14 protein-coding genes are annotated in these 16519 nt (G+C 38.7%); 7 read left to right on the top strand and 7 right to left on the bottom strand.

What is annotated here, in order from left to right; translation table 11 throughout:
- The first annotated feature begins 63 nt into the window (after nt 1-63).
- Nucleotides 64-828: a LuxR C-terminal-related transcriptional regulator gene (locus tag EZ444_RS03645; RefSeq protein WP_131607376.1), complete on the top strand. Its 765-nt coding sequence runs from the start codon at nt 64-66 to the stop codon at nt 826-828.
- Here EZ444_RS03645 and ispG read toward each other — a convergent pair.
- Genes ispG through EZ444_RS03620 form a run of 5 tightly spaced genes read right to left on the bottom strand, consistent with a single transcriptional unit; the run spans nt 825 to nt 5911 of the window.
- Nucleotides 825-2819: a (E)-4-hydroxy-3-methylbut-2-enyl-diphosphate synthase gene (gene ispG / locus EZ444_RS03640; RefSeq protein ID WP_394365946.1), complete on the bottom strand. Its 1995-nt coding sequence runs from the start codon at nt 2817-2819 to the stop codon at nt 825-827. The genes EZ444_RS03645 and ispG overlap by 4 nt on opposite strands.
- Nucleotides 2820-2865: 46 nt before the next feature.
- Nucleotides 2866-3483, bottom strand: a complete 618-nt coding sequence (locus EZ444_RS03635) for an RDD family protein (protein WP_131607375.1) — start codon at nt 3481-3483, stop codon at nt 2866-2868.
- 44 nt (nt 3484-3527) lie between these two features.
- Entirely contained in the window at nt 3528-4469 is a 942-nt protein-coding gene (locus tag EZ444_RS03630) for a LiaF transmembrane domain-containing protein (RefSeq protein WP_131607374.1), read from the bottom strand.
- A gap of 2 nt (nt 4470-4471) precedes the next feature.
- Nucleotides 4472-5200 carry a PspC domain-containing protein gene (locus tag EZ444_RS03625; RefSeq protein ID WP_131607373.1) on the bottom strand — a complete coding sequence of 243 codons (729 nt, stop codon included), beginning with the start codon at nt 5198-5200 and terminating at the stop codon, nt 4472-4474.
- A gap of 21 nt (nt 5201-5221) precedes the next feature.
- Nucleotides 5222-5911 carry an SDR family oxidoreductase gene (locus tag EZ444_RS03620; RefSeq protein WP_131607372.1) on the bottom strand — a complete coding sequence of 230 codons (690 nt, stop codon included), beginning with the start codon at nt 5909-5911 and terminating at the stop codon, nt 5222-5224.
- 179 nt (nt 5912-6090) lie between these two features.
- Between EZ444_RS03620 and EZ444_RS03615 the strand changes: the two genes are divergently transcribed.
- The 4 genes from EZ444_RS03615 to EZ444_RS03600 are packed head-to-tail and all read left to right on the top strand — an operon-like array spanning nt 6091 to nt 9555.
- Nucleotides 6091-6825 (top strand): MlaE family ABC transporter permease, encoded by a 735-nt coding sequence (locus EZ444_RS03615; RefSeq protein WP_131607371.1) that lies wholly within the window; start codon nt 6091-6093, stop codon nt 6823-6825.
- Nucleotides 6822-7574, top strand: coding sequence for an ABC transporter ATP-binding protein (locus EZ444_RS03610; RefSeq protein ID WP_131607370.1), 753 nt, complete (start codon nt 6822-6824; stop codon nt 7572-7574). Before EZ444_RS03615 ends, EZ444_RS03610 begins: the two co-directional genes overlap by 4 nt.
- Before the next feature lie 12 nt (nt 7575-7586).
- Nucleotides 7587-8471 carry a class I SAM-dependent methyltransferase gene (locus EZ444_RS03605; RefSeq protein ID WP_131607369.1) on the top strand — a complete coding sequence of 295 codons (885 nt, stop codon included), beginning with the start codon at nt 7587-7589 and terminating at the stop codon, nt 8469-8471.
- A gap of 25 nt (nt 8472-8496) precedes the next feature.
- Nucleotides 8497-9555 carry a hypothetical protein gene (locus EZ444_RS03600; protein WP_131607368.1) on the top strand — a complete coding sequence of 353 codons (1059 nt, stop codon included), beginning with the start codon at nt 8497-8499 and terminating at the stop codon, nt 9553-9555.
- Between the two features lie 217 nt (nt 9556-9772).
- Here EZ444_RS03600 and EZ444_RS03595 read toward each other — a convergent pair whose 3' ends face one another.
- Nucleotides 9773-10249, bottom strand: a complete 477-nt coding sequence (locus tag EZ444_RS03595; RefSeq protein WP_131607367.1) for a DUF6702 family protein — start codon at nt 10247-10249, stop codon at nt 9773-9775.
- 66 nt (nt 10250-10315) lie between these two features.
- Here EZ444_RS03595 and EZ444_RS03590 point away from each other — a divergent pair, with 66 nt between their 5' ends.
- A complete protein-coding gene (locus tag EZ444_RS03590; RefSeq protein WP_131607366.1) occupies nt 10316-10903 on the top strand; it encodes a HupE/UreJ family protein in 588 nt (195 codons plus the stop codon).
- A 21-nt stretch (nt 10904-10924) separates the two neighbouring features.
- On the top strand, nt 10925-13252 hold the full coding sequence (locus tag EZ444_RS03585; protein ID WP_131607365.1) for a M1 family metallopeptidase: 2328 nt from the start codon (nt 10925-10927) through the stop codon (nt 13250-13252).
- 5 nt (nt 13253-13257) lie between these two features.
- Here the strand turns inward: EZ444_RS03585 and EZ444_RS03580 are convergent, their stop codons facing one another.
- Nucleotides 13258-16410, bottom strand: coding sequence for a DNA gyrase/topoisomerase IV subunit A (locus EZ444_RS03580; RefSeq protein ID WP_131607364.1), 3153 nt, complete (start codon nt 16408-16410; stop codon nt 13258-13260).
- Nucleotides 16411-16519: the final 109 nt, after the last annotated feature.

The following is a 16519-nucleotide window of genomic DNA, read 5'->3' as shown; positions in this document are numbered from 1 at the left end:
GCGCCTAACGGTATTATATACCCAACTGCAGAGGCTCATCATAAACATTGTAATTAAGGTAAAATGGGATGCGTTGAATACAATAAGGCCATAGAAATATGGCACAAAATAGCAAAATACAATAAAAGTGAGAAGCCCTCATTTGAGATAGAATTGTATAAAAAAATGCTAAACATCTTCCATGTAGGCGATTTTTACTATTTCATTTTCAACTGCCCAACTGCCCAGATAGAATGGGCAAGTAATTCAATTACAAAGATACTGGGATTAGTTTGCCCTAAGGATTTTACCATTGAGTTTATCCTTAACCATATACATCCAGATGATCTACCTTATTTCATTGACTTTGAAAATAAGGTGACCACCTTTTTCAACCAATTGCCACCGGAAAAAGTATTAAAATATAAAGTAAGCTATGATTATCGGATAAGGCGCCTCGATGGAAAATATATACGCATTTTACAACAAGCCATAACCATACAAACAAATGAAAACGGTGCCGTTTTAAGGGTTATAGATGTGCATACAGACATTAGCCACTTGAAAAAAGAGAATGGCTCTACGCTATCTTTTATTGGTTTGGATGGTGAACCTTCCTACCATAATTTCGCTACCAGCAACGAACCATCAGTCCCAAAAGACAAATTAACCAACAAGGAGAAAGAAATATTAAATTTACTATCAGCAGGGAAAACCAGCATTGAAGTTGCCGATACTTTATTCATAAGTAAACACACCGTAGACACCCACCGCAAGAATATGCTTAAAAAAACAAAATCCAGATCAATGATTGAGTTGATGATGAACCGTATGGGAGATAATTATTAAGCAGTCACTTCAACCCAATTGCCATCTTCCTTAATCAGGTCAATCAGATCATCCAACGCCCGTGCAGCGTTCACATTTTTCTTTACCACCTCTTTACCACGGTATAAAGTAATTTTATCGGGTCCAGTGCCAACATAACCATAATCGGCATCAGCCATTTCACCGGGACCGTTTACAATACAACCCATAATACCTATTTTAATACCTTTCAAGTGATCAGTACGAGAGCGGATCAATTGCGTAGTTTCCTGCAAATCAAACAGCGTACGGCCACAACTGGGGCAAGAGATATATTCCGTTTTAGAAATGCGAGTTCGTGTAGCTTGTAGAATTCCAAAACTAGTTGCATTCATTAAAGGCAAGCCGACAGAAGCATCAGCATCCATCCATATACCATCCCCCAATCCATCTGTAAATAATGCCCCTATATCGGTTGCAGCATACAACATCAGGTCATCGGCTTTTACACCAGGATATGTCCTTTTGATGATCACAGGTACCTGAATATTTAATTTCATCAATGAAATAAAAAAGCTCCTTTGTTCAGCCATTCCATGTATAGCCGAGGTTTCCACAACCAACACCACATTATCTTTTAAAATAGAAAAATCTTGTTCCGTCAATCCGGCAGCATCTACTTTAACCAGATTCAGCAGCTCGTCTTTAAGTGTCGCAGTCTTATACTCCTCAAATGATAAAAGTGGGTGACAATTATTCTTATCCTTCAATAAAAGCCAGGTATTGTAATTATATACTTGTTTTAAATTCCCCGGAAAAGAGAAAGAAGGTAGCTGGTCTCCCAGATAAACCATATCGCAAGCCTGATCGGCAAGGTTATATTTATCCAATCCAGCACTATATTTATACCCAACAGCAGTTAAAAAGTAAGGATCTTTTAAGTTCTCCGCACTTACATCCAACATCACTATAGGGTGGTGGTGTCCACCAATATGTTGCACTGCAGTAGTGTGTCTTCTATTGTATTCGTAAAGACTATAAGGTAATTCTTTGGAGCTGATTTTCTTCTCTGGATTAAGACGCTCATTTTGCACAGTTGCAATAACCCTTTTCTCATACCGCAAAGCCATAGCCTTTGCAACAGGAGCTTCAAACTCAGGATCCTCCGTTAAAGACACTCTAATGGTATCACCAAGACCATCTTCCAATAAAGTCCCTATACCAACAGCAGATTTAATACGGCCGTCTTCGCCATCACCAGCCTCAGTTACGCCCAAATGCAAAGGATAATTCATCCCTTCTTTCACCATGGTTTCAACAAGTAAGCGATAAGCCTGCACCATCACCTGTGTATTGCTGGCCTTCATAGAGATCACCAGGTTATAGTAATTCAAATCTTCGCACATACGGATAAACTCCATTGCCGATTCGACCATCCCACGTGGGGTATCACCATAATGACTCATGATGCGATCTGACAAAGAACCATGGTTGGTGCCAATACGCATGGCCGTACCATACTCTTTACAGATTTTTACAAGAGGAGTAAATTTCTTGTATATACGTTCCAGTTCGGCCTGATAAGCCTGCTGCGTATATTCAATGTTTTCAAAACGTTTTTTATCGGCATAGTTACCTGGATTTACCCTTACCTTTTCAACAATTCGGGCTGCCGCCTCTGCTGCATTTGGCGTAAAATGAATATCAGCGACCAAGGGAACGGTATAACCACGTAACCTAAGCTCCTTTTTAATATTAGCCAGGTTCTCTGCTTCCTTCATACTCGGTGCAGTAATGCGCACATATTCGCAACCAGAATTTACCATCCTGATGGTTTGCTCAACAGTCCCCAATGTATCCATGGTATCTGTAGTCGTCATAGATTGAATACGTATTGGATTCAAGCCACCCATGGGAACATCACCAATGGCAACCTCCCGGGTCAAAAATCTTGAGTATTGTGTTAAACTATTGCAATACCCACCATCTAAAGTGCTCAATAACGTATGTTGACCTAATACTTCTTCCATCATTTATAAATCTGACACAAAGATAAAGATTAAGTTTATAACTGTAATGTCAGATCAGCCGCTCTTTTATTACCAGCGTATTTGCAATCAAGTCGTGCAGGCATTGTTGCTTTTTATTTAGAAACGAAGCCAAATAACCTGTGAATAAAGGAATGATAGATATAACCTTCGCAGCATTACGCGCAAATGACTTCTCCATACTCAACCTCTGCCCTTCCATATCCGTTACTTTGATCTTCAATAGCCTTTTCCCAATAGTACCTTGTTTCTCTCCGGCCTCTGCAATACTGCCATAAATAAACTTGGCAACAACAATCAATGGCATCGCCGAAAAAATGAGCATAATCCGTTGCTCTTTTTCTCTTACAAAGACAAAGCTAAGCAATACCAAAACAACAAAAACAAGGGTTAAAAAGAAATAATCGATAACCGATGCCAGCAGGCGCTGATCAAAAGAAGCAAAATATTGCGGCGCAGTAATCTGTTTACCAAAACCAAAAAGCTCACGGAGTTCTGGTAACTCGTGAGCTTCTTTATAATCGTCCATCCCTGGCTTTCTTACAAAAGTTTCAGGATGTATATATTTTGTTTTTAATTCTTCAAGCAGATATGGCCCTTCAGGTTTTCCGTTAATAACTATAATATATTCAACATTTCCATTAGGCATCCTTCAATCATTTATATTCTTCATAAATAAACATTAGGACAAACCTAATATCTGTTTACCTCAAAGCTACTCAATCCACCATCAAAATTGATAAATATTTTATTCGTTGAAGTTTTAAAATTCGGTGTTTCATAAATGTTATCATCCAATTTGGTAAAACCAGTAAATTCTTTAGAAGAAAGACCTGTTTTAGCTTTAATTCTACATCCAGAAGCCGTAGGAATTTTTATCTCCACATCTGCCATTCCTGTTTTAACATTTACATCAGTAATCGGCAACAAAGCGCCCAATTTAACATCCAGTGCAGCAGCGCCACCATCGAAATTAAACTCCCTAACTTTATAGTCAGATAGATCAAAGTTGGCTTCTCCAGCCCCCATATTCATCTGAACTTCCCATATAGGATTGGTATTTAACATAAGATCTACGTTATTACTACCTGTATTCCAGTTCCCTTTGCCCCTCATTTTTAAATCCAAAGTAGTAACACTATCCTTACTTACATTTTTCACTAATATGAAAGCATTCCTTCTGGTATTTACATCTGCCGAAATCAAACTGTCTGTATGTCCCTTCAGCTCAAACGTCGTCCCGCCTCCAGAGATTTTCAGAACTGTCCTTTTCGTCATCGAATCCGCTTCATACGGTAAAAATAAGTGCTGATTATTAGCCTGATCCTCAGTCAAATCACCATCTGAAGTACGACCCTCCAATTCGTCGATAATCGTTATTCTCCGATCAGGCTGTTCCTGTCCTTTAAAAAACAACAAAATCAAAGTAACAATCAAAATAGCAATAGACACCATTCCACCTAACTGCGATTTGTTCTTATTAAAAAGGATATTAACCCCGGCGATGATTAAAAATATTGGCCAAAAACGCCATATACTACGCCAGTAAAAATCTATTACATTAAAATTTTCTAAAAGAAGTACGCCACCAACAAAGAGCAGCACAATACCCCACATTATTCTATCCAGCCTCATAACTATATATCTTTTTTGGTAAATCGATCATTAGTTTCAGTATCTGTATCCGGGTTTTGTCCCGGGGTAGCATCAGGCGTAATTGGGTCTACCGTAGTAATTGGCTCTTGAGGGCTAACCGGCGGTTGCTCCGGACTCATCGGATCCTGATTCTGATTTTTCCAACTTTCCCAGGCATTATGGTTTTTTGCTTTAATAATAAAACTTGCACCTATGGCTACAAAAACCAACGGCCATAACTTAGTCAGCCTAAACCCATAAGGAATCAAGTCAAACTCGTCCATCAAAAAATACATACCAATTACAAGCAAGAATAACCCCGCAACAGTACGCCCAGTTTCATTATTTTTTTTGTAGGGTTTAAATTCAGTCGTTTTCTTCCACGCTTCAAAACTATCATCTTTTACTGTTGAGGATGTCCAATTTTGAAATGGATCGCTACTTTCCGCACTACTTTTTGAACCACCAAACGGATTTGGAGATTGAAATGCATTATTTTGATCTTTAAAATAATCGTTAAATTTTGAAAACCGTGCTTTAGGATCCGTGTTAACGGGTACAACTATCCACATAATGATATAAACCAATATCCCTGTCCCCACTAAAAAGATGGTTGAAAGCACAAAAAGCAATCTGATTATCGTTACATCTACCTCCATATATTCAGCAACTCCAGACGAGACGCCTGCCACTACCTTATCGTGCTCATTTCTAAATAATCTCTTTTCCATGATAATTTCCTTCTTCTAATTTTAAAATTGCAGCGGCTTTAAAACTACCTCGTCAACGTTTACACCTTTACTTAAATTTAAAATGGTGTACAAAGTTTTAGCGATATCTTCTGGCTGTACAAAACGTTCAGGTGGAATTTGAGTTCCCTCCCATGATGAAGTTAATGTAGATCCCGGCAATATCGCGGTTACCTTTACATTGTGTATCGATAGTTCCTGCCTCAATACATCATTAAGACTAAGCAAGGCTGATTTAGTTACAGAATAACTGCCTCCATTTTCTACAACCTGTTTGGCGGCTATGGAGCAAATGTTAAAAACATGGCCTGATTGCTGTTCACGCATCATTTTCCCTATATATTTCGACATATAATAGGCAGCATTAAGGTTTAAATTCAGCTGTTTTTCCAAAATATCATCCCCCTCATCCAACAAACTACCCGGCAGATAGGTCCCTGCATTGTTTACTAAAACATCTACCTTTCCCATTTTTTCTTTAACAGCATCACAAAAGGCATACACCTCATCTTTGATGCTGCAATCGGCCTGATAAATAAATACATCTGCCCCGGTATACTTCAGCTCTTCAGCAAAGTTTTCCAGTTCTTTGGTATTCCTGGCACAAATAGCCAAATTATATCCATGTTCTGCCAGGTTAATTGCTATGGCTTTTCCAATACCTTTGGTACCTCCGGTTATGACTGCATTCATTGTTTTACCTATTAATAAGCCGCAATATTATAAAAAAGGGCTGTCCAGCAAAACTTTGGGCAAAAGATTTGTCAAAAAGCCGTTTAAGCCGGTTTGTAAAAGCAATCTCATGGGGTTTCAACTTTTTATTGTTTCTTTGTACTAATATTGCGTAAATACTATAGCTAATTTTTCATTGCATGAATTTCACCAATTTTGGCAGATATCTCCTTTTGTTAAAGGCAGTATTTAGAAGACCTGAAAAATTTAAAATATACCTGCAAGCCATCTTTAAACAAATGGATTTCATCGGCGTTGGCTCATTAGGGCTAATCGCTATCATATCTACGTTTATTGGTGCAGTAATGACTTTGCAGATCGCTTTCCAATTGGTTAGCGACTTTATTCCGAAAACGATTATAGGTTCAGTAAACCGAGATTCTACTATATTAGAGCTAAGTCCAACCATCAGTGCCATTGTATTAGCCGGTAAAATTGGTTCTGCTATATCATCAGAAATTGGTACCATGCGCGTAAGTGAGCAAATTGATGCTTTAGAAATTATGGGCATCAACTCCCCCGGGTATCTGATTCTTCCTAAAATTATTGCCGGCATTACTATGGTTCCTCTACTCGTGATCGTATCTATGTTTTTAAGCATTACCGGTGGTTATCTAGGTGGTACTTTATCTGGTGCCATTACTCCCGCAGACTATATGCAAGGGATTACAACAGATTTTAACCCTTATACCATTACTGTATCTTTGGTTAAAGCATTTGTATTTGGCTTTATCATTACCTCTGTACCTGCTTATGAAGGCTTTTATGTAAAGGGCGGTGCCTTAGAAGTTGCGCAAGCCAGTACAAGAGCAGTTGTAGTAAGCTGTATATCTATTTTGGCATGTGATTACATTGTAACCCAGTTATTGCTATGATCGAAATCAAAGACATCTATAAATCATTTGGCGATAATGAAGTCCTAAAAGGCATATCTGGTAAATTTAAACCAGGGGTAACCAACTTAATCATTGGTGGTTCCGGTTCGGGAAAAACAACCCTGTTAAAATGTATGATTGGCTTACACCAGCCTGAAAAAGGTACTGTAGAATACGACGACAGGGAGTTCACAACCATGAACTTTGAAGAAAGGATACAGATCAGAAAAGAGATCGGAATGCTGTTTCAAGGATCTGCCTTGTTTGATTCCATGACGGTTGAGGAGAACATCATGTTTCCTTTAAATATGTTTACTGAGCAGAGTCGCAAAGAAAAACTCGAAAGAGTTAACTTTTGTCTGGAACGCGTAAACCTGGAAGGCAAGAACAAGCTTTTCCCTGCCGAACTTTCTGGAGGGATGAAAAAACGCGTAGGTATTGCCAGGGCCATTGCCATGAACCCGAAATATTTATTCGTTGATGAGCCCAATTCGGGACTTGATCCTAAAACATCAATTGTAATTGATGAGTTGATCAAGGAACTAACTGAAGAATATAATACAACAACCATTGTAGTTACCCACGATATGAACTCAGTAATGGGTATTGGCGACTATATAATTTTCCTTCATGAAGGAAAAAAATTCTGGGAAGGTTCTAATAAAGAAATTGCCCACACAGATGTTCAAGAACTAAATGACTTTGTTTTTGCCAGCCGCTTTATGAAGGCAGCAAAAGGAAAATTTTAATATATCCATTTTATGATAAGCCTGTTAACCCCCACTCACTGGAAAGATTATGAGTTAATTGATTGTGGTGATTTTGAAAAATTAGAACGTTTTGGCAATTTGATATTGTCCAGACCAGAGCCTCAGGCTGTATGGAAAAAAACAATATCAGATCAGGAATGGAAAAAGCTTACCCACATCAGATTTAAAGGCCGTTCGGCTACTTCTGGCGAATGGGTAAAAAGCTCTGTACAGCTGCCGGACAGATGGAATGTTGAATATACCAACAATGATGTAACCATCAATCTGCGTCTTGGATTAACCTCTTTTAAGCATGTTGGGGTATTTCCCGAGCAAGCGGTAAACTGGGATTACATTTCTTCTTCCATCAAAAAGTTCAAAACTCCCGTTCCGAAAGTATTAAATTTATTTGCCTATACCGGTGCTGCGTCTTTAATCGCTAAAGCTGCCGGAGCAGATACAACTCACGTAGATTCAATAAAGCAAGTTGTAAACTGGGCCAATGAAAATCAAGAACTTTCAAAGTTGAAAGATGTACGATGGGTAGTTGAAGATGCCTTAAAGTTTGTAAAAAGAGAATTGAAACGCGGCAAAAAATACAACGGAATCATCTTAGACCCACCGGCATTTGGACATGGTCCTAATGGCGAAAAATGGAAACTAGAAGATCATATTCAAGAAATGATGATGGAAGTGGTACAACTGTTAGATGAGCAGGAACATTTTTTAATCCTAAACACTTACTCATTAGGATTTTCATCAGTAATTGTAGAGAATTTAATTAAAACTTCATTTCCGCAAGTCAAAAACCTGGAAACTGGAGAGCTTTACCTTCAAGCCAGTTCTGGTATTAAATTACCATTAGGTGTTTTCGGTAAATTCAACTCGTTTAAATAAAATTAATAGCTAAAACATTATATCTATGAAAATACCTCATCTGGCGGCAATTCTTTTAATCAGCACAGCAACAATGGCTTTATTAACCAGCTGCGCTTCTGATGCAAAAAAAGCAAAAGGACAAATCAAAATAACCGCTACCGGCGATACTGTAACGACCGACTCTGTGGAAACCGAAGAAGTGGATACCCGTAAACCGGTTGACACGGCGAAGTATAACGCCCTATTAACGAAACTAGCTAATGGCGACACAACTGGAAAATGGCCGGTAAAAAATCAGCCTTATCCATTAGCAGGTGCAATTCTACCATTTAAACGTATTGTTGTTTATTACGGAAATTTACATTCAAAAAAAATGGGTGCACTGGGCGAATATGCTCCTAAAGAAATGTGGAAAAGGCTAAATACTGAAATTAAACATTGGGAGAAGGTAGATCCATCTACCCCAGTACAAGCAGGTCTCCATTATATTGCTGCTGTAGCAAGTGGCACCCCAGGCAGAGATGGCAAATACATCAACAGGATGGCCAATAGCCAGATTGATTCTGTACTAGCCATTGCTAAAATGCGTCCTAACACGATTGTATTCTTGGATCTACAAGTCGCACTTAGTAACATTAAAGCAGAACTTCCGCACATAGAAAAATACTTACAATTGCCTTATGTACATTTAGGCATTGATCCGGAATTCTCTATGAAAGATGGCACTTTACCAGGCAAGAAAATCGGTACCTATGACGCTGCAGACATCAACTTTGTTTCCCAGCATTTGGCTGATATCGTAAAAAAATACAATCTGCCTCCTAAAGTATTTGTAATCCACCGTTTCACCAAAAAAATGGTTACCAATTACCAGAGCATTAAACTTCGTCCAGAAGTTCAAATTGTAATGCATATGGATGGTTGGGGTGAACCTGAACTTAAAAAAGGTACTTATCGCCACTTTATCTATTCTGAACCCGTTCAGTTTACAGGGTTTAAACTGTTCTATAAAAATGATTTGAAAAAGGCCCCAAACAGGTTAATGACACCTGAGGATTTAATGAAATTAAAACCAGTACCGATTTATATTCAGTACCAATAATTGCAAAAAATCAGCTACAAAAAAGCGGCTTTCCTTAACTAGGAAGCCGCTTTTTTGTAGCCTATAATTTCCGGGGCCTTGCTGGGGCATTACTGGGGTGTTGCCGGGCCTTGCTGGGGCCATAGCCTAACCAACACCCCGGCAAGGCTCCAGTAATTAACGCTTAATTATTCCCGCTATGTTTTAAAAATGGCATTTCTATACTATTATAAGAAAATCAATAGGTAAAATCAGCTTCGCTTTTTGGATTATCTAATTTGGTACTTTTTCGCTTTCCATCTACGACTACATGAATCATATTACTTTGTGAGCTGTGCTGCTCAAATAGAATGTCATTTTTAATGTGAAGTTGCTTTATGCTTCCAACTTGTGACGTTTCGAAATAACACCAGGCAGCATCCTCCTCTATTTCGTAACCCTGGAATTTTAAATCCAGACTTTTATCATTAGCATTAATTTTTAAATGATCTTTTATATAAGCCGCAATCATAGCATTAACCTGTTTTCTATCCGTCGGCTTTAAAATATTCAATTGAGTTTTACTTCTTTTTTCTAATGCTTTTTCAAAATCATCAAAGAAAATTCTCACACTCACTTGTACGGTTCCAGAATTTTTATTGTACACGATTTCAGTTACACTAACATAAAATGGGTGGAATACATTTAACCAAAAAAGCAGTAACAATTGCCACATAGTTGTTTTTCTTAATCTAAATAAGGATATTGCTATAATTAATTAGCTAATTTACGATTTTATTCGATGCAGGACTTCTCCCTTTACTTTCAATTAGGCTGGCAACATATTTTAGACTGGCAGGGATATGATCACATTTTATTTGTAATCGCACTCTGTGGGGCTTATACATTCACCGATTGGAAAAAAGTATTAATCCTTGTTACTGCATTTACGTTAGGTCATAGTCTCACACTAGCTTTAAGTATATTTAAAGTGATTAGTGTAAATACACCTTTAATCGAATTCCTTATTCCTGTTACCATCCTGGTCACAGCGATATCAAACATTTTGAGTAAACGTCAAAAGCCCAAAGGCCAGCGCTTTAAATACACAATAGCGTTGTTTTTTGGCTTGATTCATGGATTAGGCTTTTCAAATTACCTAAGAAGCTTATTGGGCAAAAGCAGCAGTGTAACAGCCGAATTGTTTGCCTTTAATGTCGGATTAGAATTTGGTCAGCTGATCATCGTTGCTGGAGTTTTAATATTATCATTTATCCTGATCTGGATTGTAAAAATAAAGCGATGGGATTATAATTTCTTTGTTTCATCGGCTATATTTGGAATATCGTTTGTAATGGCGGCAGAAAGGCTTCCAGCATTACTTCCGTAAAAACCCAAGACCAAACTCCCCATGAATAAGAACTTCTTGTTTTTTGTTGCGCTTATATTCAGTACAAATGCTTTCAGTCAGTATATAAATAACCCAGGTTCCAATCATGGAAGCAAGTTTGAACAATTGGGCACCATTATTTCTGATCCAAACCTATACCGTTCTGCATCTGGAGCACCAGGCCCGGCATACTGGCAACAACGTGCAGACTATGAAATCAATGCAGAGCTTGATGAGAAAAATCTTCGATTAAATGGTGCTGAGACGATTACCTATTACAATAACTCTCCCGACCCTTTAAGTTATTTATGGGTGCAACTAGATGAAAACCAACATAAATCAACCAGCGACAATAAACTCACTGAGGGTAGCAGAATGGCAGAGCAGGTGGGCTACAAAAGATTGTCTGACATCATCAATCCGCCGAACGATCTTGGCGTAAACATATTAAAGGTTACCGACGAGAAAGGAACAGCTATAACTTATACCATCAATAATACGATGATGCGTATAGATCTTCCTTTTGTTTTACAACCTAAACAAAAATATAAACTTAAAATAACCTGGAATTATAAGATTGCTGACCGAATGTCTGATGGTGGCAGAGGTGGTTATGAGTATTTTGCCGAGGACGACAATTACCTGTTTACCATTACACAATGGTTTCCGCGTATGGCTGTTTATTCTGATTTCCAGGGATGGCAAAACAAACAATTTGAAGGCCGCGGCGAATTTGCCCTTGCCTTTGGCAACTATAAAGTAAACATGACAGTTCCTGCAGATCACGTTGTGGGTGCCACGGGTGAGTGTCAGAATTATGCACAAGTATTAAATGCAGGTAGTTTAAAAAGATGGAATACTGCACAAACTGCAAAGACACCAATAGAGATTGTAAACCTGGCTGAAGTAAAATCGGCAATAGGCAAGAAATCATCTGCTAAAAAAACATGGACTTATACTGCCGAGAATGTAAGAGATTTTGCCTGGGTATCATCCCGCAGATTAGTTTGGGATGCCATGGCAACACATATCAATGGAAAGAAAATCATGTCAATGTCTTACTATGGACCTGAAGCATATCCACTTTACAACAAATACTCTACGAAAGTAATTGACCATACCTTAAGAGAATATTCAAAACACACCATTCCTTACCCCTACCCTGTAGCTATTTCTGTAGAGGCGGCCAACGGAATGGAATACCCAATGATATGCTTCAATTACGGCCGTGCAGAAAAGGACGGCACTTATACCGAAGCGATTAAATACGGCATGATTGGTGTAATCATCCATGAAGTAGGACACAACTTTTTCCCTATGATTGTGAATTCAGATGAGCGTCAATGGTCCTGGATGGATGAAGGATTGAACACTTTCTGTCAATATATGGCTGAACAGGCCTGGGATAATAACTACCCTTCACAACGTGGCCCAGCACATAAAATCGTTGATTATATGAAGATGCCGAAGGATCAGCTGGAGCCCATCATGACCAATTCTGAAAACATCATTAACTTTGGGCCAAATGCTTATGCTAAACCAGCAACGGCTTTAAACATTTTAAGGGAAACCGTTATGGGCAGGGAGCTTTTTGATTATGCCTTTAAGGAATATGCAAAACGTTGGGCCTTTAAACACCCTACTCCTGCTGATTTGTTCAGAACCTTAGAAGATGCCTCAGCAGTTGACCTTGACTGGTTCTGGAGAGGCTGGTTCTTTGGGACTGATCCGGTAGACATTTCTCTTAATGACGTTCGCTATTACCGCTTAGACAGCAAGAACCAAACGCTTGAAAACAACGAAGCCAAAAAAGCATATGACAAGGACCTATATAATATTGGAAGGGAACGTAATCGTAAAGAAGGCATTAAATTCGCAGTAGAACAAGATACTAGCTTACTAGATTTTTATAACAAATTTAACCGTTTTGAAGTCAGCAAAACTGCTGATCAGGAGTTTCAAAATTACATGAGTAGCCTAACTGCCGATGAGCGAAAACTCTATGAAAGCAAAAAGAACTTTTATGAGTTGGACTTCTCTAATGAAGGTGGATTGGTGATGCCTATTATTATTGAATGGACTTTTAAAGATGGCACTAAAGAGGTAGACCGTATCCCAGCGTATATCTGGAGAAAAGACGAAAATAAGGTAACTAAGGTTTTTGCTAAAGATAAGGAAGTAGTATCGGTACAGCTTGATCCTTATCGTGAAACTGCGGATATCGATGAGCAAAATAACTCATGGCCAAGAAAAAGCCAGCCTTCGCGCTTTGAATTGTTTAAACAACAACAAGCGCCGCGTGGATCATCTACAGGATCAAACCCTATGCAACAATCCAGGCAGCGCTAGTTTATCTAAAAGAAGCCTAATTGACCTTTATCATCAATCTTGATATCCTCAGGATTGGTGATTTCGAAATCTATTTTCTTTACAGGTTTTTCTTCCTTTTTAGGTTCCTCTGCTGGCTTGGCCGCAGGCTCCTCTTTTACTTTTATATCTTCTTCCGATTTCTCTTCAGCAGGCTTTACAGTTTCAGTTTCTTTAACCTCTTCAGGCTTAGTTGCTTCTTCAGATTTAGTTAACGCTGCAGGTTTTGCAACAGGACTACCCCATGCCTTTTTCGGTTTCTCAGGAGCAGGAGCTTTTTCCTCTTCCACAATAACCTCCTTTTCAACTATCGGTTGTTTAGGTTCTTCTATATCTGCTTCTGGCACTCCAGGTGTTTCAACAGGAGCTTTAACTGCCGACTTACTTTCAAAAACTTTCTTAGGTTTTGGTGCAGGCGCTTCATTAACAGGCGTAGGTTCTTCTTCCGTTGCTTCATCTGCGACTTCCTCGTCAGCCTCAGGCAATGGAACCTCTTCTTCATCCGCATCTTTACTCATTGCCGGATCAACAAGTTCTTCCTCATTAGTATCCTGAACTACGTCTCCAACAGGCACTCCTGACTCATCCATTGGATCTTCTGCAGTTTCAGCAACTGCCTTAACTTCTTCTTCCAGTTCTATCTCTTTATGATTAGAAATGGTAATGTTTTTAACATCATGGGCAGTCAGTCTGTTTCCATTTGCCTTAATCCCTTTCACATCAATAAACTCAGACAGTACAATCTCAAGTGTCTCCGGAGTTTGAGTTTTACCTTTCAATACATCTACCGTTAGCACAGCAGCCGAGTTACTCGTTAAGTATAAGAATTTAGAACCAGTCTCTTCACTAATCAGGCTTTGTTTTTTACCAACTCCAATCAGTTCAAAAACAAACCTTTTTATAAAGTAGTTTTTCGCCTTACCTTCATACTGTACTACAGCAAAAGGCTTTTCAGGATCAAACTTTTGAATCAATATCAAATCGGCATCAAAGTGGTTGCTGAGTTCGAAAGTACTGAGTTCGTACCAACCATCTTTGTGTACCTGCAAGATCTTATCATCCCCATCAAATTCACCAAGATACTTACCCCTGCCGTCAACATTAAGTCTTCTCAACAAATCATCGTACCAAATTTTTAGCCCAGATAAAGTAGATACACCTTTGCTCTTCAGCAGAATCTTTTTAACCGGATATTTGGATACGATATTTCCCTGTGAACCACGTCCCTTAATTGCAATTTCGGCAAAGTCCAGATCAAATTGTAATTTCTTTAATTTGGTATGAGGCTTAAGCTGTACGGTTATAATTTCTGCCTCTCCATTTGGATTAGCTGTAAAATACAACACTTTAGAACCCTTACTGCCCTTCGTTAAATCGTACTCTTTATCGCGCGTAACTCCTACTACAGCAAAACGCTTGATGTAAGAAACCCCACTTGCACCATCCTTATAGATCATGTTATAAACAGTACGTTCATCCCCTTTTTTAAATACCTGGGCATGTAATATTCCTTTACCAACAAAGGTTTTATCGGCTACTTTGGTAATGATGCATTTTCCATCTTCCCTAAATACAATTACCTCATCAATGTCGGAACAATCTGCAACAAACTCATCCTTACGCAAACCTGTACCAATAAAACCGTCTTCACGATTCAGGTATAATTTCACATTGGCCAAGGCCACTTTAGAAGCTTCAACACGGTCAAACAAACGAATTTCCGTTTTACGTTCTCTTCCCTTGCTATACTTGTCTTTCAGTTTTTGAAACCAGGCAATCGCATATTCAGTAAGATGACGCAGGTGATTTTTAACCACCTTAATCTCATCCGACAGCGCTTTCATCTGATCATCCGCCTTTTTAACGTCAAAGCGGGTAATGCTGCTCATTGGTTTATCAATCAGCTTTTTAAAATCCTCAGGTTGTATTTCTCTATACAAATCTGGTTTAAATGGCTCAAACAACGAGTTTAAAACCTCAACAACGATGTCAAAATTACCTGAATTTTCGTATTCAGCATTTTTGTACATCCCTTCCTGAATGAAGATCTTTAACAAAGAGCTAAAGAATATTTTTTCCTGCAGTTCATGCAGTTTAATTTCCAATTCCTTCTTCAGTAAAGCCTTGGTGTGCATCGTATTCTGCGTTAGAATATCATTTACACTTAAAAACTGAGGCTTTTCATCTTTAATGATACAGGTATTTGGAGAGATAGAAACTTCGCATGAAGTAAAAGCATACAAAGCATCAATAGTCACATCCGGAGAAATGCCGGGAGCAAGCTGAATAACAATTTCTACATGAGCAGCAGTGTTATCTTCTATCTTCTTGATTTTAATTTTACCCTTATCATTAGCAGATAAGATACTATCGATAACCGAACCCGTAGTTGTACTGTAAGGAATTTCGGTAATTACCAGTGTCTTTTTATCCTTCTCGGTAATCTTTGCCCTTACCCTAATCCGACCTCCACGCATACCTTCGTTATAGGCAGAAAAATCGGCCATACCACCGGTAAAGAAATCGGGTAAAATATTAGGTCGCTGCCCTTGTAAAGCTTCTATAGAAGCATCCAGCAATTCGATAAAATTGTGGGGCATTACCTTTGTCGCCAAACCTACAGCAATACCTTCGGCACCCTGTGCCAGCAGTAAAGGAAACTTAACAGGTAAGGTTACAGGTTCATTATTACGTCCATCATAACTCAATTGCCAAATGGTTGTATCGCCATTAAATACCACTTCGTTGGCAAATTTAGATAGTCTGGCTTCAATATAACGGGGAGCAGCAGCATTGTCCCCAGTAATTGGGTCTCCCCAGTTACCCTGACAATCGATCAATAAGTCTTTCTGACCAATTTGTACCATTGCATCACCAATAGAGGCATCACCATGCGGGTGATACTTCATGGTATTTCCGATCACATTGGCAGCCTTATTAAAACGTCCGTCATCCATCTCTTTCAAAGAGTGCATAATGCGTCGCTGTACCGGCTTCAAGCCGTCATTGATGTGTGGTACTGCGCGATCCAGAATTACATATGAAGCATAATCGAGGAACCAGTTTTCGTAGAGTCCATTGATAGGAATTACGGTATGTTTGTTTTCTTCGTTTATGTTGTTTTCTATTTCTTCGCTCATCAAAAAAGGATTGTTATGCTGTAAATATAAGGGTTGAAAACGGAATTCTAAGAACTGAGTTTTTAACAGTTCTATGTTGATATATTATTTTTGCTCAAAGAAGAATAAT

This window comes from Pedobacter hiemivivus (assembly GCF_004331685.1).
Classification (GTDB): Bacteria; Bacteroidota; Bacteroidia; order Sphingobacteriales; family Sphingobacteriaceae; genus Pedobacter; species Pedobacter hiemivivus.
The sequence above is the reverse complement of the archived record's forward strand: the minus strand, read 5'-3'. Positions and strand labels throughout refer to the sequence as shown.

Coding starts and splice junctions, on each gene's coding strand:
- ispG (WP_394365946.1), bottom strand. CDS start 2,819: ATGATGGAAGAAGTATTAGGTCAACATACGTTATTGAGCACTTTAGAT.
- EZ444_RS03615 (WP_131607371.1), top strand. CDS start 6,091: ATGAATTTCACCAATTTTGGCAGATATCTCCTTTTGTTAAAGGCAGTA.
- EZ444_RS03630 (WP_131607374.1), bottom strand. CDS start 4,469: ATGAGGCTGGATAGAATAATGTGGGGTATTGTGCTGCTCTTTGTTGGT.
- EZ444_RS03620 (WP_131607372.1), bottom strand. CDS start 5,911: ATGAATGCAGTCATAACCGGAGGTACCAAAGGTATTGGAAAAGCCATA.
- EZ444_RS03585 (WP_131607365.1), top strand. CDS start 10,925: ATGAATAAGAACTTCTTGTTTTTTGTTGCGCTTATATTCAGTACAAAT.
- EZ444_RS03635 (WP_131607375.1), bottom strand. CDS start 3,483: ATGCCTAATGGAAATGTTGAATATATTATAGTTATTAACGGAAAACCT.
- EZ444_RS03580 (WP_131607364.1), bottom strand. CDS start 16,410: ATGAGCGAAGAAATAGAAAACAACATAAACGAAGAAAACAAACATACC.
- EZ444_RS03595 (WP_131607367.1), bottom strand. CDS start 10,249: ATGTGGCAATTGTTACTGCTTTTTTGGTTAAATGTATTCCACCCATTT.
- EZ444_RS03610 (WP_131607370.1), top strand. CDS start 6,822: ATGATCGAAATCAAAGACATCTATAAATCATTTGGCGATAATGAAGTC.
- EZ444_RS03625 (WP_131607373.1), bottom strand. CDS start 5,200: ATGGAAAAGAGATTATTTAGAAATGAGCACGATAAGGTAGTGGCAGGC.
- EZ444_RS03605 (WP_131607369.1), top strand. CDS start 7,587: ATGATAAGCCTGTTAACCCCCACTCACTGGAAAGATTATGAGTTAATT.
- EZ444_RS03645 (WP_131607376.1), top strand. CDS start 64: ATGGGATGCGTTGAATACAATAAGGCCATAGAAATATGGCACAAAATA.
- EZ444_RS03600 (WP_131607368.1), top strand. CDS start 8,497: ATGAAAATACCTCATCTGGCGGCAATTCTTTTAATCAGCACAGCAACA.
- EZ444_RS03590 (WP_131607366.1), top strand. CDS start 10,316: ATGCAGGACTTCTCCCTTTACTTTCAATTAGGCTGGCAACATATTTTA.